At 64.1% G+C, this 21040-nt stretch carries 14 protein-coding genes; 6 read left to right on the top strand and 8 right to left on the bottom strand.

The window, feature by feature from the left end; genetic code table 11:
* The coding region (locus N826_RS44205; protein WP_044430702.1) for an NAD(P)/FAD-dependent oxidoreductase at positions 1 to 581 on the top strand (581 nt) is incomplete at its 5' end.
* Between the two features lie 21 nt (positions 582 to 602).
* Here the strand turns inward: N826_RS44205 and N826_RS16715 are convergent.
* Positions 603 to 1568: a hypothetical protein gene (locus N826_RS16715; protein WP_044430703.1), complete on the bottom strand. Its 966-nt coding sequence runs from the start codon at positions 1566 to 1568 to the stop codon at positions 603 to 605.
* 470 nt (positions 1569 to 2038) lie between these two features.
* Between N826_RS16715 and N826_RS16720 the strand changes: the two genes are divergently transcribed.
* Together N826_RS16720 and N826_RS16725 are read left to right on the top strand one after the other, a co-directional pair.
* Entirely contained in the window at positions 2039 to 2977 is a 939-nt protein-coding gene (locus N826_RS16720) for a 5'-methylthioadenosine/S-adenosylhomocysteine nucleosidase (RefSeq protein ID WP_084720822.1), read from the top strand.
* 179 nt (positions 2978 to 3156) lie between these two features.
* Positions 3157 to 4347, top strand: a complete 1191-nt coding sequence (locus tag N826_RS16725; protein WP_044430705.1) for a DUF2252 family protein — start codon at positions 3157 to 3159, stop codon at positions 4345 to 4347.
* 21 nt (positions 4348 to 4368) lie between these two features.
* Here N826_RS16725 and N826_RS16730 read toward each other — a convergent pair whose 3' ends face one another.
* The 5 genes from N826_RS16730 to N826_RS16750 form a co-directional block, all read right to left on the bottom strand.
* A complete protein-coding gene (locus tag N826_RS16730) occupies positions 4369 to 5043 on the bottom strand; it encodes a LuxR C-terminal-related transcriptional regulator (protein WP_044430892.1) in 675 nt (224 codons plus the stop codon).
* Positions 5044 to 5327: 284 nt separating this feature from the next.
* Complete coding sequence (locus tag N826_RS40145) at positions 5328 to 9527, bottom strand: autotransporter family protein (protein WP_052831459.1); 4200 nt, start codon at positions 9525 to 9527, stop codon at positions 5328 to 5330.
* A gap of 268 nt (positions 9528 to 9795) precedes the next feature.
* Positions 9796 to 11892, bottom strand: a complete 2097-nt coding sequence (glgX, locus tag N826_RS16740) for a glycogen debranching protein GlgX (RefSeq protein WP_044430706.1) — start codon at positions 11890 to 11892, stop codon at positions 9796 to 9798.
* Positions 11893 to 12107: 215 nt separating this feature from the next.
* A complete protein-coding gene (locus tag N826_RS16745; protein ID WP_044430707.1) occupies positions 12108 to 14813 on the bottom strand; it encodes a CoA-binding protein in 2706 nt (901 codons plus the stop codon).
* Positions 14814 to 14835: 22 nt separating this feature from the next.
* Positions 14836 to 16119, bottom strand: a complete 1284-nt coding sequence (locus N826_RS16750) for an ATP citrate lyase citrate-binding domain-containing protein (RefSeq protein ID WP_044430709.1) — start codon at positions 16117 to 16119, stop codon at positions 14836 to 14838.
* A 412-nt stretch (positions 16120 to 16531) separates the two neighbouring features.
* Between N826_RS16750 and N826_RS16755 the strand changes: the two genes are divergently transcribed.
* A complete protein-coding gene (locus N826_RS16755) occupies positions 16532 to 16813 on the top strand; it encodes a type II toxin-antitoxin system CcdA family antitoxin (protein WP_280178445.1) in 282 nt (93 codons plus the stop codon).
* Positions 16813 to 17127 (top strand): CcdB family protein, encoded by a 315-nt coding sequence (locus N826_RS16760; RefSeq protein WP_044430713.1) that lies wholly within the window; start codon positions 16813 to 16815, stop codon positions 17125 to 17127. The genes N826_RS16755 and N826_RS16760 overlap by 1 nt, the downstream gene beginning before the upstream one ends.
* Positions 17128 to 17136: 9 nt before the next feature.
* Here N826_RS16760 and N826_RS16765 read toward each other — a convergent pair whose 3' ends face one another.
* A complete protein-coding gene (locus N826_RS16765; protein WP_044430715.1) occupies positions 17137 to 18138 on the bottom strand; it encodes a calcium-binding protein in 1002 nt (333 codons plus the stop codon).
* 220 nt (positions 18139 to 18358) lie between these two features.
* Between N826_RS16765 and N826_RS16770 the strand changes: the two genes are divergently transcribed.
* Positions 18359 to 19009 carry a hypothetical protein gene (locus tag N826_RS16770; RefSeq protein ID WP_147040299.1) on the top strand — a complete coding sequence of 217 codons (651 nt, stop codon included), beginning with the start codon at positions 18359 to 18361 and terminating at the stop codon, positions 19007 to 19009.
* Positions 19010 to 19051: 42 nt separating this feature from the next.
* Here the strand turns inward: N826_RS16770 and N826_RS16775 are convergent, their stop codons facing one another.
* Positions 19052 to 20842: a thiamine pyrophosphate-requiring protein gene (locus N826_RS16775; RefSeq protein ID WP_044430718.1), complete on the bottom strand. Its 1791-nt coding sequence runs from the start codon at positions 20840 to 20842 to the stop codon at positions 19052 to 19054.
* Between the last annotated feature and the right edge of the window lie 198 nt (positions 20843 to 21040).

Below are 21040 nucleotides of genomic sequence, written 5' to 3' on the forward strand. Positions count from 1 at the left end.
CGGGCGACCGGCTGGTGTGCGGCTGGCTTCATGGCCGCGACGCCGATGGCCGTCAATCGGGGCTGACCCATATCGAGGCGGAACCCGACGGCTGGTGGTACACGGCGCCCTTGCCGGGATGCCGGCGCGTCCTGGCCTTCCACACCGATGCCGATCTGCCGGCGGCGACCGATGCCTGCGACGGCGCGGCCCTGTCTAGGCGGGCTGCGGCGCGGGGGTTCCTGTCCGGCGTGCTGGCGGGCAGCGGCTTCCGTGCGGAAGGCCCCGCCGGCTTCTGCACCGCCCACAGCACCCATCTGTCCCCGGCGGCGGGCGACGGCTGGCTGGCGGTAGGAGATGCGGCGCTGGGCTTCGACCCCCTGTCGTCGCAGGGCATCTTCAACGCGCTCTACACCGGCCTTGCCGCCGCCGAAGCCGCCGACCGCCACCTTGCGGGCGACGCGTCCGCCCTGCCGGACTATCAGGCCGGCCTGACCGAAATCCACGACGCCTACCGGGTGCATCTATGGGCGTGGTACGGGCTGGAACGGCGCTGGCACGACCGGGCTTTCTGGTCGCGCCGGCTGGACCCGGCGGCTTGATCCGGCGGACGGCGTCCGGGGTTACTGACCGCAGGCCGCCCCCGAAGCCGCCCGATAGCTCGCCGCCACCGCCTTGCCCTTGCTGCCGCCGCTGCTGGATACGCGGGTGACCGAGGCTCCGGACAGTTCCGCGCTCTCCGGCTCGCCGTATTCGGGGCTGCCGGTCACCTTGGCGGAGTTCTGCACGAAGAAGGAGCCGCCGGAGCAGTGCGAAACATGGGGCTGGCGTGTCAGATAGACGTTGTCCAGCTCGATCTGCTGATTGCCGCCGACCGCGATCAGGTACAGGCAACGCTTGTCTCCGCCCGGAAGGTGTTCGAGCTGGACGTTCTTCAGCTTGATCCGCTCGACCTTGCCGCCATAGGACACGCCTTCCTGGCGCGTCAGGAAAAGCCCCTGATACGACGTGCTGCCGACCAGGTTCTCGATGTCGAGCAGGCTGATCCGGCCCTGGGGCTGGATGATGTCGCCGTGACGTCCGCCCTCGGTTCCCTGGACGTTGACGATGGAGGTGTTCAGGACGGTCGCCGGAATGGCCTTGGCGCCCGCCGCGTTCAAGACGATGCCGTCGCTTCCGTAAGAGTCCTCGTTGTCGATCGACACTCCCTCGATCCAGATCGACCCCGACTGGTTCTTGGTCCCGATCGCCGCCGTCGGCGCGTTGTAGCCGTAGGACGGCGCGAAGCTGCCGCCCAGCACGGCGACGTGGCGGCCGCCGTCGATGCGAAGATGCTTGCGCCTCGGCGAATCAGGCCCAAGGAACAGCACATCCTCGTCGGAGCGGAAAACGAAGGTCTCCTGATATGAGTTTTCGTTGAGGTCGATGATCCGGTAGCCCCTGAAATCCCGGCACGAAAACCGGTCGTCGCCCGCGGCAGCCGGTCCGGCGCCCGCCAGTCCCATGGACAGCATCAGGCAAAGGAACTTGGCCGAAAGCCTCGACAGCGCCCTGGGCGCGGAAACTCTCTGAATCGACCCATGATTCATCTTAATGTACTCCCCCTGATACCGCAATGATTGTGGAATTTTGAAGAATGGATTTGCTGAGGGCGTGGAATCGGACCTGACTACTCCATCCAATCCCGTGAAGACATTACCATCGGGCCGATCTTCGTTGACCAGTTTTTATTCCGATTTAGCGTAATATTTTAAGGACGAACAACGGGTTATATTTGGTCTCGTGATGAAGGAATTACCACAAACGGCAAGTATTACTACTGGGACAAGGAGAGAGCGAATGCTCTACATGGTGCTGGCATCGATATACAAGACCTCAAAGGAAAACCCAAAAGTAGAAGCCGTCCACAACCGCGTCTTCGTCATCGATTTCCAGCACGCAGATCCGAAACAGCAATGTAAGAATGAAAGTCTCTTGAACGACCATTCTTGGAAGTTAAGGTGACCATGTTCCTTCGCAGCGATGCCGCCTTTATGTGCACCAACGGGAGTCGACCTTCATGATCTTGCAGAACGCCGCATCGACGATCCTTCGGCCTGTTCTGGGAACCCTTGGGGGCATGGCGCTTTGCGTCATCGGACAAGGTGCCCAAGCGGAACCGGCTCTCCCCGACACGACGCCCCGTTCCGCCGTCGTGTCGGCGTTCCAGCCGGAATGGCTTGCCTTGCAGGCAAACCTGGAGGACCGCCGGGAGCATGTCGTCAACGGCACGGTGTTCCTTACCGGCACGATCGAGGCAAAGCCCGTGGTCCTGTTCCTCAGCGGCATCAGCATGGTCAACGCGGCCATGACGACCCAGCTTGCCCTCGATCGCTTCACCATCGACCGGATCGTGTTTTCCGGCATCGCGGGCGGCGTCGATCCCGACCTCAAGATCGGCGACGTCGTCGTGCCGTCGGCGTGGAGCCAGTATCTGGAAGCGGTCTTCGCCCGCGAAACGCCCGGCGGATACCAACTGCCTCCCTTCGCCGACCGTTCGGCCAACTTCGGCATGATCTTTCCGCAATCCGTCGAGATCGCCAGGGGCAAGGCGGAGCCCGAGCGCAAGACCTGGTTCCCGGTCGATGCCAAGCTTCTGGAAGTAGCCAAGGCCACCGCCGCCGCGACCGAACTGGCGCAGTGTACGGCCGACAACCGGTGCCTCTCGCACCGGCCCAAGGTGGTGGTCGGCGGCAACGGCGTCTCGGGGCAGGCTTTCGTCGACAACAAGGCGTTCCGGGAATACACCGCGCGAACCTTCGACGCCTCGGTGCTCGACATGGAGAGTGCAGCGGTCGCGCATGTCGCCTATGCCAACGGAACGCCGTTCATCGCCTTCCGCAGCCTGTCCGATCTGGCGGGAGGAGGCGACGGCGAGAACGAGATGCAGACCTTCTTTCAGCTCGCCTCGGAGAACTCCGCCGCCGTCGTCAGGGCCTTCCTGAAAGCCATGCCTTGAGACACCGTACACTGAGGGCATCCGGAGACGCCGAAAAACAATCTTTGCATTTGAAACCGGCGCCGTGAACCGGGACGGGCATCCGCACGTTATGGTGTGTGCATCAACTCAGGCATTGTCATGTTCAGCAAAAGCGATCTCATCGTCGGCGCCGCGTCCGTCGCGGCGGGAGTTCGGGCGTGACGGCGCCGGAGGAGCGGGCGGAAGCCCTGCGGCGGACCCGCAACCTCAAGATGGCGCGTTCCGCCCACGCCTATGTGCGGGGCAGCACCGTCAAGTTCTACGAGTGGCTGGATGCCAGCTTCGGCCGGGTGCCCGAAGGGCCGCCGGTCTGGATCTGCGGCGACTGCCATGTCGGCAACCTGGGGCCGCTCGCTGACGCCAAGGGCCGCGTAGCGGTGCAGATCCGCGATCTCGACCAGACCGTGATCGGCAATCCGGCGCATGACCTGATCCGGCTGGGATTGTCCCTGGCCTCGGCGGCGCGCGGCGCCGACTTGCCGGGAGTCACGACGGCGCGCGTGCTCGAAAACCTGACCGCCGGCTACGAGCAGGCGCTCGCCGGATCGTTCGACGGCGCCCGCGACAGGAACCACCGCTCGCAGATCATCCAGGACCTGCTGGCCAGGGCGGTGCGCCGCCGGTGGCGTCATCTTGCCGAAGAACGTCTCGACACGGTCAAGCCGATGGTTCCGCTGGGCAAGAAGTTCTGGGCGCTGGCCCCGAAGGAAGAGGAAGCCCTGCGCAGCCTGTTCGGCGCACCGGAAATCCGGGCCGAGATCGCACGCCTTCAGGGCCACGGCGATGCCGATGCGGTCCGCATGGTCGATGCTGCATATTGGATGAAGGGGTGCAGTTCGCTTGGACGCCTGCGTTTCGCCGTCATGCTTCGGATCGGCGACGGCAGAAGAAGCGACCTTTGCCTGATGGACGTCAAGGAAGGCGTCACCGCGGCGGCTCCGCGCGCCGCCGGCGTGGCGATGCCGCGGGACAACGCCCTGCGGGTGGTCACCGGCGCGCGGGAATTGTCGCCTCACCTGGGCGAACGGATGATCCCCGCCCGCCTGCTGAACACTGGCGTCATCCTGAGGGAGCTGATGCCGCAGGACCTGAAGATCGAGGTCGAACAGTTGACCGAGCAGGAGGCCGTCGCACTGGCCGGCTATCTCGGCGGCGTCGTCGGACGAGCCCATGGCCGCCAGATGGACGCGGACACCCGCGAAAAGTGGCGGCAGGAGCTTGGCCGGTCGAGGTCGGCGACGCTGGACACGCCGTCATGGTTCTGGTCCAGCGTCGTCGACCTGCTCTCCATCCACGAAGCCGCCTATCTCGAACACTGCCGGAGATACGCCCTGTCCGAAGCGGCCTGACCGGGTATCGATCGCCGGCGATCAGGCCGACATCGCGTGCAGATTGCGGGTCGGCGCCGCCGCATCGCCGGCGGTGAAGCCGTTGTTCATCGCCCAGATCGCGGCCTGGGTGCGGTTGTTGACGTCGATCTTGCGCAGCAGGGTCTTCAGGTGGACTTTGACCGTCGCCTCGGTGATGCCGAGCTTGATCGCGATCAGCTTATTGCTGGCGCCGGTCACCAGCGCCTGGAGGATTTCCTGCTCACGAGGCGACAGGCCGCGCAGCGAGTTCACCGGCGACGGCGTGCTGTTCAGGTCGAGCAGCATCGCGGCGAGGTTGGTCGGAAACACCTTCTCGCCCAGCATGATCAGCTGAAGCGACTGGATCAGGGCTTCCGGCGACACGTCCTTCATCAGGAAACCGTCGGCGCCCGACGTCATGGCGTCGCGCAGCGTGTCCACCGACAGGTCGCTGGCCAGCACCACGATGCGGGCGTTCGGATAGGCGTTGCGCAGCATGTCGAGGTCGCCCGGCTCCTTGCCGGCCAATCCCGTGATCACCATGCCGGAAGCCGCAGCGGTTTCGGCGTTCGCCAGGGCCTGCGCCGTCGTGCCGAACTCGACCTCGACCGCGAAGCGGGTATCGGCCAGAAGATGCTTAAGACCCTGACGGAAAAGCTGGTTGGACTCGATCAGAACGGTGCGGGACGAGGTCATGGCGGCGGTCTCCGAAAACATTAGAGGAATGAAAGGCTGCGTAATCCGGGGCGGTATTTCGTGACGCGTTCGTTTCCGCGTTGGAGAAACACTGCACGAAAAATTGAACGCGATAAAGATAAAATTAACTCTTTATCGCGGATAAATGGTGCTATGCGACATGTCGGACGGGAATGCCTTTTGGCATAACGGGCTATTGCGGGCTATCGAAACGGCGCCGGATCGCTCCTGGAAGGAGATATGCCCGGATCAAGGCATCCGAAGGTTACGGGCTGGAACCCTCGTTACGGAAGGCGGTAGCGCAGGCCCGCCGATACCCGGTGCGCCGACGAGCCGTCGCGCAGTTCGACATCGTAGCCGGCGAAGCCTTCCAGGCTGTTTTCCAGGTAGGCGACAAACCCGGTACCCAACACGGCCGCGTCGCGACCGGCCTCGGTGCCCGACACCTGGAAGGGAGCCCCGGCCAGCGTAACTCGGCTGTCGGCGGCGCGGTCCAGGAAATCATGGTCCCAGCGAACCCTGACCTCCGGCTCCGCCACCATGCCGCCGAGATCGTAACGCTTGGCCGCGCGGATGCCGAGACCGGTCCTGACCGTGTCCATGGTCATGTCGCCGACGGCCAGCCCCAGGGACTGGGCACCGGATTCGGAAAAGCCGTTCCGGCTGATCCGGTCGTAGCGCACGGAAGCCGCGGGTTCCACGATCGCGCCCTGTGTTCGCCATGTGTAGCCGACGGCCAAGGCCGCGCCAAAGCCGTGTCCCTGGCTTGAGCCATCGGCAGTCCGGTCCATGCCGCCGAAACGGATCGGCCGGCGGCTGTCGTAATCGGAAAGCGCGTAACTCAGCGAGCCGTCGGCGAATAAGTCCCCGGTCGAATAGTTGCCGTATGCGGCCACCGCATAGCTGTCGGTGTCGATGCTTCCGCCATTACCCCGCGCGTCCACATCCGTCCGGAAATAGCCGAAGGCCACCCCCAGATCGATGTCGGGCGCCATCTTGCCGTCGAGGCCGAACGCGAAGCCGCCGGTCGTGGACTTGAAGCCGGCTGCATTGCCGTCGCCGGTCATGTTGGCGAATCGTGCCACGGCTCGGCCCCAGACGTTCGGTGTCGCGGGATCGCTCATCGAACCGCCCTCCGCAGATCCATTCCCGGCCGGAGTCGTGGCGCCGGCGGTCCCGGTATCGGTTGCTCCCAGCGAGAAGGACGTCAGAGGCCCGATCGCCGTACCGGCCGAGCCGCCACGGACGGCCGCCGTCCGGTCGGCCAGCAGTTCGCCGAACAGGCGCCCGGTGCCGAGCGTCGCCGTCACCGCTTCCGCATGCACCACCCCCGAGAGTTGATCGAGTGCCGCCGGGATCGCCGGCGCCGTGGTGAGATAGAGCGAGTTGAACAGGGAATCCCGATCCGTGCCGCTGCGCGTTCCCGCTGCCGGGCGCAACGCCTCGACGGTGTCCGCCACCGCCCGCTGATTGGCGGTCAGACCGTCCAGGGACGCGTAGGACGCGGGCGTTACCGCCAGGAACAGGCTGTCCGTCCCGTAGGACACGTCGAACCGGGTGCCGGCCGGCAAGCCCGTCGCCGGCTGGGTCAGGCCTGAAAAGCCGCCCAGAACGCCGCCAGTGGCGCCGACGATATCGAAGCTCTGGCCCAGGGCGGGCGTGTATCCGGATGCCTCGGCTTCGGCAAATCCTCGGGTAACGGGGACGAGCGTGCCCGAAGCCGTGAAACTGCCGGGTGTTCCGGTCACCGCGATCCGGTCGTGAAAGCCATCGCCGCTGCCCGCCGTCGGCCCATCCACCTCGATCCGCAGCGCCGCCGCGTCGCCGAAGTTGATGATCGAGCCGTCGACGGTCAGTATTCCCGGCGAGTTGCCGGGAGACAGCGTTCCCGTGTTGACCACCATCCCGGAAACGGTCCCGTCACCGCCGAGGGTGCCGCCGTTCAGGAGCGGCGACTGCGCCTGAAGCCGGGAATTGACTGCCAGCGTAGCACCTGGCCGGGTGACGACCGTGCCGAAGGACTGCGTGCCGGTTTCCAGCGCCAGCGTCGTCGCGGCGCCATCGCTCGATCCGACCACCAGGGAGCCACTGCCGGCAATGTCGCCTTTCACGCTGTTGGAGGCTCCGAGAAACACGACCGTGTCGTCGGCGCCGAGACCGGTGATTCCGGACATGAGGGACCGGCCGATTAAGGTCACCGTATCGGGTCCGCCGGTCAGCATCACGTCGTCTGCCAGACTGAGCCGCAGGGCGCTGCCAGAATTGCCGGCGTTGAGGACCAGTCCGCGCAGCCGCTCGGGGTTCACCACGTCCACCGTCGAGAAACGGCCGGCGATCCCGCCGGTCGCGGTGATCACATCGTAGGACATCCCGGTGAGATAGGACCCCTGCTGTGGCAGGATACGCAGGGTACCGCCGCTCAGCGCCACCGAACTGGCGACTGCGAGACGGTCGGCTTGGGCAGGGCCGATCTCCACCGCGAAGGCCGAGCCGCTCTCGAACGTCACCGGACCGGTCGCGGACAGCGTGCCGATGGAGGCACCGGGTGCAATGGTGCCGCTCGCGGTCACGGCGCCGACGGTCCCGGTTCCCGTCAGCGTCGCGCCACGCGCCACCGTCGTGGCACTTCCGGTCAGGCTGCCGGTGACGTTCAGCACGCCGTCCGCGATGGCGTTGGTCCCGGTCATGCTGTTGGAAGCCGATAGGGTCAACGTACCCGTGCCCCGCTTCGTCAGAGTGCCGGCGCCGGTCAGCGCGTCGCTGAAGTCGAGCGCATCCGACCGGTCGAAGACCACGTCGCCGCTCAAGCCGGGAAGCAGGACGGCGGAGTACCAGGAAATGCCTTCATAGGCGTAGCCGTTCTTCGAGAAGCCTTCCGTCAGGTCCGGCGTATAGAGGTGGTCCCCGAACGCGGCGGAGTGGAAGCGGTAGATCGGCCCGGCTCCTGCGGCTGGCTTACCGATCGCGGTGAAGACCGTGCCCTGGTCCGCATATCCGCTGCCGGCCTGCCGCAAGCGGGAGACTTCCGCGGCATCGGCCGTATAGATGTGGTCGGTCCCGGCCGCCGAATGGAACTCCTGGACACCGATCAGGGCGCTATGGTTCGGCTCGTTGGAAAAGGGGACGCCCTGCTCGACGTAGCCCCGTGCGATCAGGGACCGGGCCTGTTTGGTGCTCGCCGTGTAGATGGTGTCGGCGGTGCCGGGGTGGTGCAGCCGGAACACCACTGGAAGTCCGTCGGCGGCGTCGTAGTCGGCCACCATCTGGGCGGCATGGTTCACCGTCCCCTGTTCGTCCAGTTTGACATCGATGGCGATGGTCTGCGGCAGAGCTGGCTTGGTGTAGATGGTTCCCGGCTTGGGGGTGGTGCCGGGACCGCCGGGAGTATAGATGTCGCTGTAGCCGGTGACCGCGGCGGTCGGGAGGACGACGTTGACGAGACTGCGGATGGCTGTTTCGTCACCGCTCAGAATGATGTCGATGAGGTTGTCGTGGTCTTCCCGATAGTAGGGGCCGTAGACGCTGGTGGTGCCGTTGGCCGGCGCCCCCAGTTCGGCCAAGCCCAGCACTTTCAGTGACCCGATGCCGGGACCGAGGTCGTAGCTCACGCCGTCACGGTCGATGGCCACGATCTGCCCACTGGCGTTCCTGGCCTCCAGCCGGAAATAGCGGGCGAATTCGTTCGGCAGCTTGCCGCTGACGCCATCCGGAGAGAACCCGCCGGATGTCAGCAGCCGGAGCCGGTAGACTGCATTGCCCGGATAGAGGGAGGCGCCGTCGTTCCGGATATTGCCGCCGAGCGAGGCGGGCGCGAAATCGCCGACCGACGACAACCATGTCAGCCGGGCGCCGAGCATGGCGGGACCGGCAACGTAGGGATTGCGGCTTGCCGCCGTCAGGCCGACGGCGGATTGGGGACCGTTGGGTCCGATCACCTTCAGCGGCGTGTCGTCCGCGACGATCTCGACCGAAACCGGATAGACCGCCCCCGGTGTCCCCGGTGCAAGCCGGTTGCCGAACTGGCCGAACACGACGATCACGTTCCGTTCGTTGTAGTCGTAGTTCGGATTGAGAGCCGCCGCCGACGGCGTCACCACCTGCCCGGTATTGAGCCGGATCGCGATGTCGGTCGGCGATACCGTGCTCGGCAGCAGTGGCCAGCTGAACACGACGGGCAGGGCGTCGCCCTGGACGACCGTCGCCCCGTAACCGCCCGCCAGGAGGCCGGCGACCGGAACGGCGGAGGTGAGATTGCGCAGCGGGGGCGTCGGGGTGAGTGTGGCGAGCTTTCCGTTCACGCCCGCTCCCGCCGCAACGGCACGGTTGAGATCGGCGGCGGTCGTCAGGCCAGGGATGCCGATGATACCCTCGAATCCGAAGTCGGCGGACAGGATTTTCGACGTTTCCGACCAGAGGTCGCTGTTGATGACGATGTCGCGCCTCAGTTCGACATAAGCTGGAAACTGGTAGGGCACATCATCCATGGGCAGTACATCCATCTGTGTAGCCATGCCCATTCAGGACCGGCCAACAGACGACCCTCAGCGTGCCATCCGTGCCGTTCGCTTCATGGAGCGATCGCTCTCATCAGGATAGTACTATGATTTAACCATTAGAGGTAGCTCTATTGTATGATCCGGCGATGAGAGTAAGCTACCCGGTCAACAGGGGTTGATGATATCCCGCTCCGCATCCCAGTCTCCTTGCCGGCGGCTTTCAACCGCCGGCAAGGAGAATCAACGGGACAGTCTCTCAGGCGGAATATGCGACGAACACTACCAACGACCGCGCCGCCACTTCGACGGCCTCTTCGCCGCCCGGCGTCTCGAAGCCTTCGCCATCCGGCGCGTTGGTGTCGATCACCGCCTTCCAGACGTGGCCTTCCCGCTCGGGAAGCTTGAACGGTACCGGACCGTCGAAGGCGTTGAACGCGACGATGACGTCGTTCCACTCGCCCTCGCCGGTCAGGTCGTCGCGCGACAGGCGGAGCGCTATCGACTTGACGCCGGCGTCTTCCCAATGCTCCGGCGTCTGCTCGCCGCCACCGGGATTGAACCAGTTGACCGCCATGCCGTCCCGGAAGCTCTCGCGCCGCAGGATCGGCTGGGACTGGCGGATTTCGATCAGCCGGCGGGTAAACGCCATCAGCGCGTTGCCGCTGTCGCCGATGCCTTCCCAATCCACCCACGAGATATCGCTGTCCTGGCAGTAGCCGTTGTTGTTGCCGCCTTGGGAGCGGCCGAACTCGTCGCCCGCCAGGATCATCGGCGTGCCGTGCGACAGCAGCAGCGTCGCCAGGAAGTTGCGCTTCTGGCGCTCGCGGACGGCGATGATGCCCTCGTCGTCGGTCAGGCCCTCGGCGCCGTAGTTGAAGCTCCGGTTGTCCGAATGGCCGTCCTTGTTGTCCTCGCCGTTCGCCTCGTTGTGCTTCTCGTTGTACGAGACGGTGTCGTTGAGGGTGAAGCCGTCATGGGCGGTGATGAAGTTGACGCCCGCCCACGGCCGGCGGCCCCGGATGTCGTAGACGTCGCCCGACCCGGTCACCCGTGCGGCCAGGTCCTGCATGACGCCCTCGGTGCCCTTCCAGTAGTCGCGGACGGTGTCGCGGTACTTGTCGTTCCACTCGGCCCAGCCGGGCGGGAAGCCGCCGACCTGATAGCCGCCCGGCCCGATGTCCCACGGCTCGCCGACCAGCTTGACCTTGCTCAGGACAGGGTCCTGCCCGACCGCGTCGAAGAAGCCGCCGCGCTGGTCGAAGCCGTGCGGCTCGCGCCCCAGGATCGTGCCCAGGTCGAAGCGGAAGCCGTCGACATGCATGTCGGTCGCCCAGTAGCGTAAGGAATCCAGCACCATCTGGAGGACGCGCGGATGCGACGTGTTGACGGTGTTGCCGGTGCCGGTATCGTTGATGTAGTAGCGCGGCTCCTCCGGCATCGTCCGGTAGTAGCTGAAGTTGTCGATACCCTTGAACGACAGCGTCGGCCCCAGTTCGTTGCCTTCGGCGGTGTGGTTGTAGACGACGTCCAGGATCACCTCGATCCCGGCGTCGTGGAACGTCCGCACCATGTCGCGGAAGCCGTTCAGCCCGCCCGGTCCCAGATAGCGCTGCTCGGGCGCGAAGAACGCCATCGTGTTGTAGCCCCAGAAATTGGTGAGGCCCTTGGACATCAAGTGTTCGTCATCGGGAAATGCGTGGATCGGCAGCAACTCGACCGAGGTCACGCCCAGGCTCTTGATGTAGTCGACGATCGCCTTGTCGGCCATGCCGTCGAAGGTGCCGCGCAGGTTTTCGGCGACGGCGGGGTGCCGCTTGGTGAAGCCGCGCAGATGGGTCTCGTAGAAGATCGTCTTCGCCCAGGGAATGCGCGGCTTCTCGTCGCCCTTCCAGTCGTAGGCGTTGGGGTCGACCACGATGCCCTTCGGCGTCCCCTTGGCGCTGTCGTCGGCGTTGAACGACAGGTCCTTTTCCTCGTCGTTCAGGATATAGCCGAAATGGGCCGGCGACCACTCGACCTCGCCATGCAGCGCCCTGGCATAGGGATCGAGCAGCAGCTTGTTGGGGTTGAAGCGGTGACCGTTCTCCGGATCGTAGGGACCGTGGACCCGGTAGCCGTAGAGCGTGCCCGGACCGACGCCCGGCAGGAACCCGTGCCAGATTTCGTTGGTGTATTCGGGCAAGGTGATCCGCTCGACTTCCTCGCCGCTCTTCTCGTCGAACAGGCAGAGTTCCACGCGCTCGGCATGGGCGGAGAAGATGGCGAAGTTGGTCCCCTCGCCAGTCCATGTAGCGCCCAGCACCGTATGATCGCCCGTCTCGACGGTGCGGCTAGAATTGGTCAAGTCTGGCATTGGTATCCCTGTTGGTTCATGAGCGCGTAAAGCTCGCCCCCATGAACCAGAACCGCCGGATATAGTTGCGGCTGCGAGATTAGAAATTTCGTGGTCGATTTGCCGTCAAGTCCGGGCACAAGTCGGGGCATGACAAGATTGAAATAATGGCGCTGTCACTCGTCATGCCCCGACTTGCACTTCAATACCTTCCGGCAACAACTATACGATCGGTCTCACGCAACGAACTTGCACTGCGAGGCCGGTGTCCGGGTATCCATGTTGCGTCCCCGGTTCAGATGGTCATCCGCCTCCGCAAGGCTGCCGATCATGCGGGCGTACAGGAACAGCGTGAAAGCCGCCGTTTCCAGCGCCGCCGCCGGGCACGCGCCGCTGCGGTAGGGCTGCCACAGCATCTTGAGCAGCAGCGCCGCGATCACGGCGTCGATGTTGACGCAATAGACCGTGCGGGAAACGCCGGCGTCGAACAGCGCCTGCACCAGGGCGCGGTAATAGTCGTGGAAGACGTTGTACTCGCCCCGGTCCAGCATCAAGTCCCAGATGAAGACTTCGCGCGGGTCGTGGTTGACCGGCTTGTCCTTGAACACCGGGTGGTTGACTCCCGGGATCTTCTGGATGTCCAGGCTGCCCGCCGTCTTCCGGTTCGACTTGTACTGGGCGTAGACCTCCGTATAGCGCACCGCCAGGGCCTTCAGGTCCAGGCCGTGGCCGCTGTCGCCCGGATCGTTCAGGTCGGCGTCGCGGAACTGGTCGAGTAGGAAGGCGATGCCCTCGTAGCCGTTGCCGCCATGCGCATAGCCGCTGTGCGACAGGAAGCCGACCAGCGCCTTGTTCAACTGCACCCGCTCCGGCGTTTCCGGCCCGTCGGCCGACACGGCACCCTTGACGCCCTGGATGCTGATGGCGCCTGGGCCGTTGGTCAGCAGCAGCCCGATCAAGGTCTGGAAGACGAACAGGTCCTCGGGCCTGGGTTCCTGCCCCAGCAGCCCCAGATAGGCCACCTCCGTCAGCGACCGACGTCCCAGGATTTCCTCATTCGAAACACCGCAGAAGCGTCCGGCTTCGTGCTGGTTCGCTGGGACCGACGCCCCCAGCAGCGTGCCGACAAGCTTTATCCCCCATGGCAGGTTCTCGACCGACAGCAGGGAAATCCGCTTCCGCATCAGCGGCCCCCAGGCAAGCGTCGCTGAAATTGCTGCCAGCACTCCATCCGCCGTCGGGTGCCTGCCCAGGCTTTCCAGATAGCGCACGAAGACCGACCGCGCACCCCGCTCCCGCAGCCCCGCCAGCAAAGCCGCCGCCTCGGCATCCTCCTTCTTCCCCACCAAGACGCCGCGCATCGCCTCGTCCGGAACCACGCCGCCGAAGTCGAATTCCTCGTCCAGTGCCGTCTTCAAGCCGGCTCCGGCAAAAGCATCGACCAGGAACCGCACTGCGCGGCGCGCCGGCTCGACCCGCCTGGGACCGATCAGGCAGGCTGCCGCGGCCATCACCGCATTAGGCGCGTTGCCGTCCTCCCGCGACGCCTGAGCCGCCACCAGGACAGGCGTGCCGTGCAGGTTCAGGAACGACCCGACCGCCGCATTGACCAGTGCGCGGTCGTTGTCGCCGCCCGCCTCATGGACCAGCGCCAGGGCGATGTTGGTCTCCAGCGGGTTCTGCGCCGCGTCCAGCATCGTGACGCCGTTCAGGCTGGCGACCTGGGTCTTCGGGTCCAGTTGCGACGCGCCCGATGCGTCCTTCAGCGTCTGGCGCGGAAACACCGTGCCGACCTGCCGGTTCAGCAGCGCGATCTGCTCGTTGTACGGCGCCACCGCCTCGACCACCGGCAGGTCTAGCGCTGCGGGAAGCGAGATGCCGCGCGTCGAGGCGAACCACGGCTTCAGCGCCAGGCTGCCTTCCGGCGGGAAGTCCGGCCGGGTCGCGTTCTCGCGCATCACGGCGGTCAGCGCCATCGGAATATGGGCGATGTTGGTGACCACGGCGCCTCTTGCCGAGAACACCGGGTTCTCCGGCGTGAAGATGCCGTCGACGCCGAACTTCGCCATGAACCACTGTTCCTTGGCCCCGGCGTCGTCGTCTCCGCCCGCCATGGCGCCTGCGTGCCCAACAGCCCGCGTCAGCCTCGCCTTCCAGCGCCCGACAACGCAGGCGACCACCGGCTTGTTGAAGTCGGCCTCAAGCTCGTAATGACCACCCGGCTCGGCATAAAGCACCGCCGCCTTGCTGCGCGCGTCGTTCGCCAACGCAAAGGCGAACTCGGGCGCCGCATAGTGGATGTAGATGTCCTTCCCGCTGGAGATCGCCGTCGTCGTGCCCCAGCCCGCCATCCGCAGATACGTCGCGATCGTCGTCGTAAAGTTGCCGGAGTTCGACAGGATTGCGATCGAGCCCTTCTTCAGCGCCTCCGCCGGGTTGTCTCCACCCAAAGCACCGCCGATACGCACCTCGTTCCAGGCATCCGCGACACCCAGGCTGTTGCCGCCGAAGATGTCGATGCCGTTCTGCTGACCCATCGCCCGGATCTCGCGGGCATCGTGGACCGACAGCTTTTCCGTGACGATGAAGATCTTGTTGAGTTCCGGGTTGACCCGGATCAGCTCCGCCACGCCGTCGCGCGCCGCCGATGGTGGCAGGTAGACGACGCCGCAGTTGAAGCGGTGCCCCGCCTGCATGCCCTCGCGCACGCTGTTATAGACGGGAACGTCCCCCAGCGACGTTTCCAGCACTTGGCCGCTCCGTCCCGGTGACGTGCCGAACACGACGTTGCCGCCGGAATAGACGTGCCCGACGGGTGTAACGTCCTTCGACTCGCCGCCCAGGATGTTGAGCACGCAGACCCGGTCCTGCCTCGTCGCGATCTGCGACAGCGAATTGATGCCGACATAGTATTTGAACTCGCCGAAACCTTGCTTGAACATCGTCGTTTCCTCCCGGATTTTTTCAGGCCGCCGCGCGGGCGTTCTTCAGGCTGGCCGCGATCTGGTCGCGCCCGCCCGCCTTCATCCACTCGTCTATTTGCCGGGCGAATCCGACGACTTCGCTCATGTCGCTGTCGAAGCCGAAGATGTGATAGGGCACTCCCAGCGCCTCCAGCGTGTCGCGCATCGCGCCCATGCCCCGGATCAGGTTTGGCCCGCCGCGACCGACCACGACATGGAGCGGGGTAGGGCCATGCGCGCTGAAATGCTCGCGCAGGGCATCCGCCATGGCGCGGAAGGTTTCGAAGATGTCGGTGTTGTTGGACTTGCCGCCGATGATGAACAGCACGTTGGTCTGCCGGAGCCAGTGCTTGAAGCAGATCCTTGCGACCTCCCGCATCTTCTCGTAGGGCGGGTTGCCGCCGAAGTCGGAGGAGATGATCGCGTTGTCGCCCAGCATCTCCGTCACCAGCGAATTGGCGCCGCCGCCGAAAGTCGGCGCCAGGATCGTCCCGGCCGGGTTGATCACATAGACGTCGCTCTGGCCCTGGTACGTGCGGAGCTGGTTGATCTCCTGCTCGAAGTCGGAATAGTCCACCGCGAACAGGTCGGACGGCAGGTTCAGCCGGCCCCAGCGCGGATCGTCGCGGTCGAAGCCGCATTTGAAGTCGCAGGCGACCGGCGTCAGCCGCCCCTGCCGGTCGGCCCGCATCCGGATCGGGTTCAGCTCCAGCGTGGTCATGCCGAAATTGTGGAACAGCTCCCACAGCTTGGGCAGCTGCTGCACCAGGGGAGAGATGATCTGCTTCGGCGCCTTCAGTTCGGTCAGCGCATTGGCGACCACGAAGGCCTTAAGGCCGGTCAGCGGATCGAACGGAATGCTGGCGACAAGGCTCTTGTCGATCTCCTCGATATCGACGCCGCCGTGATGGGTAAGCGTCATCGTCGGGGCACGGAACCGGGTGCTGTCCGTAATAGAGAAATAGACTTCATGTTCGGCAGGAACCGCACCTTCGAAGGTCACGCCGTTGGCCTTGTAGAAATTGTTGCCAACCCTGTGCTCGGCGAAGTAAAGCCGTTCCTTCTCCTTGAGCGCCGTCTGAAGGTCCTTGGCGCGCCCCAGCAAACCCGCCTTGCCCTTCTTGCCGACGCCGCCCTTGAAGACCGGCTTGACGAAAACGGAGCCGTGCCGGGCGATCAGGTCCTTGATCTCGCCTTCCGAAGCCGCCGGCCCCAGGACTTCCGACGTCGGAAACCCGGCGAATTGCAGCAGCTTGGCGCCATGGAGCATTCCCGTGACCTGCATGTCGTCCTCCCCTGTTTATGGCCATGTTTATGGTCGTTTGCGAGCACGGTCGGGCCGTGAAGAACGGAACTTCTGTTCCGTCAACAGGACTCAACTGAAACTAATTTTCCGGTAGACTTGTCGAAGCGGCTTTCTGACTTCAGTTGACCTGCCCGTCGACTGATTTATAACAGAACAACCTGTCATTACCCTGTCAAAGACACTGCTTTTCGAAGCGAAATTTCCTCCGCATGGAAAACCATAGGCCTATGCCGAGCCGGATGACCGGCGCTCCGGAGATGTTGGGCCACGGCCCAACAGACACTGTCCCCACACGCCAATGTCTTCGGCCCCCGGTAGCGCTTGCTAAAAAGATGATGCGCATCATAATACGCATCACACACTGCTCGACGGGAGGAAAAGTCGATGCGGATTGGAACGACGAAGGCTTACGATATCGACGCCCTCTAAGGCGCGATTCAACATGACACTTAACGAGGATCTCGTCCGCGCTGTCCGCGAACACACCGACAACCTTTCCGATTATGTCGAAAAGCTGCTAATTTCGGCGGTGGAGGAGGAGCGGCGCAGAAAGGCGGAAGACGAACGGCATTGGGCGGAAGTCTGCGACTCTTGGAACGAGTTCCACGCCAAGCAGGGCAATTTCGCTGATGAGCACAACAGACATTTGCTTCCTGACGGCTACATACCCTGATGGGCCAGTTCGACGTCTATCTGAACCAAGGCCGCACACGCAACTCGGTTCCTTTCGTGCTGGTCATCCAAAGTGATCGTTTCGAATCCTCGACTCACCGTATCGTCGTTCCCCTTGTTCTTCGTAGCGAGCTCGGAATACTTGACCGGCAACTGAACCCTTCTTTTACAGTGGATAATCAAGTCGTTGTCATGGACACGCTTCAACTTGTCTCGCTGCCGGCTAAGGCGCTAGGTCAGAAGGTATGCACGCTCGATCAAGATCACCTGTCAATCATACGCGCAATCGACGCGCTGATCGCTCAGGACCGGTGATGCCGCGCGTCAGACGAAGAACCAATCGATGCCCTTGACCAGCTCGACTGCATCTACCGTCAGCGTATTGGTATTCTCATTGAACTCGCTTTCCGGCGTCGTCAGGCTGAACACGGTCTTGCCGCTGGCGACCGAGACATCCAGGCGATAGTCGCCCGGATCGCCATCCGGCGTTTCTATGATGATGCGGTCCCCCGCAGCGACGCCGGCGCCGTTGAAGCCGGTTACCGAACTGTCGCCCGGCGCTACCTCGATCACCGTGCTGGCGGATAGATGAAAGATATCCGCGTCGTTGTTCTCGCTGATGATCATATCGTTGCCGCTGATGTAGAACTCGTCGTTGCCGCCCTTGCCGATCAATGTTTCGTCACCAACCGCGTCGCCGAAGAAGTCGTCCTTCCCTGTACCGACGACTTCGATGTCGAAGCTATGGAAAAATCCGGGAATATAGATCAGGCGTCCCTCGCCGAAGACTTCGATCCGTTCCGTTGTGGAAATCGTGCCGACGTCGAAATCGTTACTGTCGTCGCTGTCATCGATCCCGAAAGTGATTGCCAGGCTCTCCGTCCCCGTGGACTCCCGGTCGCGGATGATGACATCGGTGCTTTTGCCGCCGACATGGGTGTTGTTCGTGATCCGCACGATATCGTCGCCGACGCCGCCGTCCAGTTCGCTAAAGGCCAGATCCGGCGTGAAGAAGCGGATATCGCCCCGACCCGGATCGTAGAGCAGCAAGTCGTCACCGGAGCCGCCGTTGCTGTGCGCAACTCCGGTCCCGCTGTTCAGGATGTCGTTGCCGGTCCCGCCGAACAGAAAATCCTCACCCGTACCGCCACGCAGGCGGTCGTTGCCTGTTCCGCCAGCCAGGAAGTCGGTTCCTGCTCCTCCTTCCAGAAGGTCGTTGCCGGCGCGCCCGTTCAGACCGTCGCTGCCGCCGAAGCCTCTCAGTACGTCGTCGCCGAGCGTTCCGAAAAGGGAGTCGTCGTTCATGGTTCCATTGAAAGTCGCCATCCCAATGCCTCATCGCTTGAAAGGAAGCAGCGCACACCACGATGGCGCACGACAACAATGGCGCAGGATATTTGCCGATGGCGACTGTCGATTAAGATCATGCCGGTTCGTTCATGATCGCCACTCGTGCTTCACAGTCAGCATTTTAGGATTAAAATCATTGAAAATCCTATGTCGATAGGATAAAACATCCACTCTGTTCTTCCAAGGACCATCGACCATGCCCGCATCCGCCACGCCAGCCCCGAGCCCCCGCCGCCTTCTCCCGCGTCAGGAGCTTTTCGCCTTCCACGCCTCACGCGGCGCCAGCCTTGCGCAGGCGTCGCGGCTGGCCGGATACTCGCCGCAGGGTGCGCGGCAGCGGGGTAGCGTTTTGATGGCGAATAGTGACATTCGTCTACGTGTCGAGGAGTTTCGGCGCGAATGGATGGCCGAGCGTGACGCCTCTATCGCCGAAGCCGTCGAGGAAACCGGGAAGGTCGTGGAAATGGCGATCCGCCTGGAACGTCCGACCGCGGCACTGATGGCGATCGAATTGAAACTGAAGCTGCGCGGCTTCATCCATGATCGCCGCTTCACCCTCTACACGGACAGTCCGGATGACGATCTGAGCACCTGTCTCTTCGACCCGCGCGAGGACGAAGATCCCCCTCTCGAAGACCTATCCGCCGAAGATCCACCCGAAGCGCCGCTTCCGTCGGCGGAAACCCCGTCCCCGAACCAGCCGGCTGCCGCCCCCGCGCCGGCGAAACCTGCATCCATCCTTCGGATCCCGCCTGTTCCCCCTCGCGCGCTGGAGGCGTTCGGCATCGACCCGAAGGACTTTCCGACAGTCTGTCCCGCAGAGCCGGGCGGCAACCGATCGACCTGAAACGGTCCATCGACGGCAGTCCGGCGGCGAGGCGGCGCGATGTCAGATCTTTCGGCCCGGAATGATGCCGCTGAGCACTTCCTTCGCCGTATCGACCAGGACGCTGCCCTGATCGGGGTCGCCCTTGAGCAGGGTGGACATGAAGGCCTTGGCCTGGGCCACGGTAATATGGGGCGGAAGGGGCGGCACGTTGGGATCGGTCTTGACCTCCAGCACGACCGGCCGGTCCGACGACAGCGCCTCATCCCAGGCGGGACCCATCCGCTCGGGATCGTCCACGTATATCCCCCTCAGCCCGATCAGTTCGGCGAACCTGTGATAGGGAACGTCCGGGATCTGCTGGGATGCCTCGAACTTCGGGTCGCCTTGCTGCACCCGCTGTTCCCAGGTCACCTGGTTGAGGTCCTCGTTGTTAAAGACGCAGACGACCCACCGGGGATCGGCCCAGTTCCTCCAATACTTGGCGACGGTGATCAGTTCCGCCATGTTGTTCATCTGCATGGCGCCGTCGCCGACCAGGGCTATGACGGGCCGGTCGGGATGGGCGAACTTGGCGGCGATGGCATAGGGCACCGCGGCGCCCATGGACGCCAGACCGCCGGACAGCGAGCCCATCATGCCCCGTCGCATCTTCAGATCGCGGGCGTACCAGTTGGCGCAGGACCCGGAATCGCTGGTTATGATTGCCCGATCCGGCAGGCGCGGCGACAGTTCCCAGGTGACGCGCTGCGGGTTGACCGGATCGGCCGAGTGCATCGCCCTGGACTCCAGGGTCTTCCACCATGCAGCCACGTTCCCTTCGATCTCGTCGCGCCAGGACCGGTCGGTCTTCTGCTCAAGCAAGGGCAGCAAGGCGCGCAGCGTCTCGACGCTGTCGCCGGTCAGGTTGACGTCCATCGGATAGCGAATGCTCAGCATGTCCGGCTTGATGTCGATCTGGACGCCGCGAGCCTGACCCTCCTTGGGCAGGAACTCCGAATAAGGGAAGCCCGAGCCGATCATCAGGAGCGTATCGCACTCCATCATCAAATCGTAGCTGGGCTTGGTCCCGAGCAGGCCGATCGATCCGGTCACCCACGGCAGTTCGTCCGGCAGGGCCGCCTTGCCGAGCAGCGCCTTGGCGGCGCCGGCCTGCAACTTGTCGGCCACCGCGATCACTTCGTCGGTGGCATGCAGCGCGCCGGCGCCGACCAGGATCGCCACCTTCTTGCCGGCATTCAGCACATCCGCCGCCGAACGGAGGTCCTCATCGTAGGGAACGATCTTCGGCACCCGGTAGCCGACGCCGGAGAACACGGACCCATGCTTGCGCGGCGGGTCCTCGTAAGGCATGTCCTGAAGGTCGTTGGGCAAAATCAACGCCGTGACGCGCCGCTCCGATACGGCGATCCGGACCGCGCGGTCGACCAGATGGCGCACCTGTCCCGGAACCATCGCCTGCTGCACGAAGGCGCCGGCGACGTCCTTGAACATGCTGACAAGGTCCAGTTCCTGCTGGTAATGCGACCCGACCGCCGTCCTCGCCTGCTGGCCGGCGATGGCCAGGACCGGCATATGGTCGAGGCGCGCATCGTAAAGACCGGTAATCAAGTGCGAGGCGCCGGGACCCGACGTGGCGATGCAGACGCCGAGTTCACCCGTGAACTTGGCATGTGCCGCCGCCATGAAAGCCGCCATCTCCTCGTGCCGCGCCTGGATGAATTCGATCTTGCCGTCGAACCGGTCGAGGGCGCCGAGCAGGCCGTTGATGCCGTCGCCGGGGTAGCCGTAAACGCGCCGCACACCCCAGTCATACAAGCGCCGCCAAAAGAAATCGCCGACCGTCTGAGCCATCGTCCGTCACCTGTCCTGCTGCATAGTCAAGTGAACTCAACAGCCGGACGCGCGTCTTGTTTTGTGACAATGATTTTATCTGCGGCGTCGACGATGCCGGTTGGGCAATTTACAGGTGCAGCCCGACTTGACGACCGGGCATCGCCGTATCATACCCGGATCGCTCGATCCTTTCGAAATGCTCACAGGAGTTTAACG

The sequence above is a fragment of the Skermanella aerolata KACC 11604 genome, from assembly GCF_000936425.1.
In the GTDB taxonomy this organism is placed as follows: domain Bacteria; phylum Pseudomonadota; class Alphaproteobacteria; order Azospirillales; family Azospirillaceae; genus Skermanella; species Skermanella aerolata.

Coding starts and splice junctions, on each gene's coding strand:
- N826_RS16715 (WP_044430703.1), bottom strand. CDS start 1,568: ATGAATCATGGGTCGATTCAGAGAGTTTCCGCGCCCAGGGCGCTGTCG.
- N826_RS16720 (WP_084720822.1), top strand. CDS start 2,039: ATGATCTTGCAGAACGCCGCATCGACGATCCTTCGGCCTGTTCTGGGA.
- N826_RS16730 (WP_044430892.1), bottom strand. CDS start 5,043: ATGACCTCGTCCCGCACCGTTCTGATCGAGTCCAACCAGCTTTTCCGT.
- N826_RS40145 (WP_052831459.1), bottom strand. CDS start 9,527: ATGGATGATGTGCCCTACCAGTTTCCAGCTTATGTCGAACTGAGGCGC.
- glgX (WP_044430706.1), bottom strand. CDS start 11,892: ATGCCAGACTTGACCAATTCTAGCCGCACCGTCGAGACGGGCGATCAT.
- N826_RS16745 (WP_044430707.1), bottom strand. CDS start 14,813: ATGTTCAAGCAAGGTTTCGGCGAGTTCAAATACTATGTCGGCATCAAT.
- N826_RS16750 (WP_044430709.1), bottom strand. CDS start 16,119: ATGCAGGTCACGGGAATGCTCCATGGCGCCAAGCTGCTGCAATTCGCC.
- N826_RS16760 (WP_044430713.1), top strand. CDS start 16,813: ATGGGCCAGTTCGACGTCTATCTGAACCAAGGCCGCACACGCAACTCG.
- N826_RS16765 (WP_044430715.1), bottom strand. CDS start 18,138: ATGGCGACTTTCAATGGAACCATGAACGACGACTCCCTTTTCGGAACG.
- N826_RS16770 (WP_147040299.1), top strand. CDS start 18,359: ATGCCCGCATCCGCCACGCCAGCCCCGAGCCCCCGCCGCCTTCTCCCG.
- N826_RS16775 (WP_044430718.1), bottom strand. CDS start 20,842: ATGGCTCAGACGGTCGGCGATTTCTTTTGGCGGCGCTTGTATGACTGG.